The sequence below is a fragment of the Flavobacterium sp. P3_A6 genome (assembly GCF_056403035.1).
The window spans coordinates 1-688 of the sequence record NZ_JBFUGG010000067.1 but is presented as its reverse complement, the minus strand read 5'-3'; the positions used below and the strand labels follow the sequence as shown (position 1 = coordinate 688).

Below are 688 nucleotides of genomic sequence, written 5' to 3'. Positions count from 1 at the left end.
TAATCCGGTTGCAGTAGCAGCCGTTCCACCCGAAGGCGACCATGAGTAGGTATATCCACCAGCACCTCCGGAAGGAGTCACCGAAGCGGAACCGTTAGATCCACCGTTACAGGATACGTTTGTTTGCGCAGCAGTTGCCGTACTGATAGCCGCTGGCTGTGTAATTGTAAAGTTTCGAGTAGCCGTACAWGAATTAGCATCGGTTACCGTTACGGTATAACTTCCAGCCGCAAGTCCAGTAGCTGTAGCAGCCGTTCCACCCGAAGGCGACCAWGAGTAGGTATATCCACCAGCACCTCCGGAAGGAGTCACCGAAGCGGAACCGTTAGATCCACCGTTACAGGATACGTTTGTTTGCGCAGCAGTTGCCGTACTGATAGCCGCTGGCTGTGTAATTGTAAAGTTTCGAGTAGCCGTACAAGAATTWGCATCGGTTACCGTTACGGTATAACTTCCAGCTGCAAGTCCAGTAGCTGTAGCAGCCGTTCCACCCGAAGGCGACCATGAGTAGGTATATCCACCAGCACCTCCSGAAGGAGTCACCGAAGCGGAACCGTTAGATCCACCGTTACAGGATACGTTTGTTTGCGCAGCAGTTGCCGTACTGATAGCCGCTGGCTGTGTAATTGTAAAGTTTCGAGTAGCCGTACAAGAATTAGCATCGGTTACCGTTACGGTATAACTTTTC

The 688-nt window shown here is 51.5% G+C and carries 1 protein-coding gene; it reads right to left on the bottom strand.

All coding sequences use genetic code 11. The annotated features are described in order from the left end of the window. Window positions 1–688, bottom strand: a 688-nt coding sequence (locus tag AC1DVP_RS21335) for a SprB repeat-containing protein (protein WP_477185479.1), incomplete at both ends; no start/stop codon positions are given.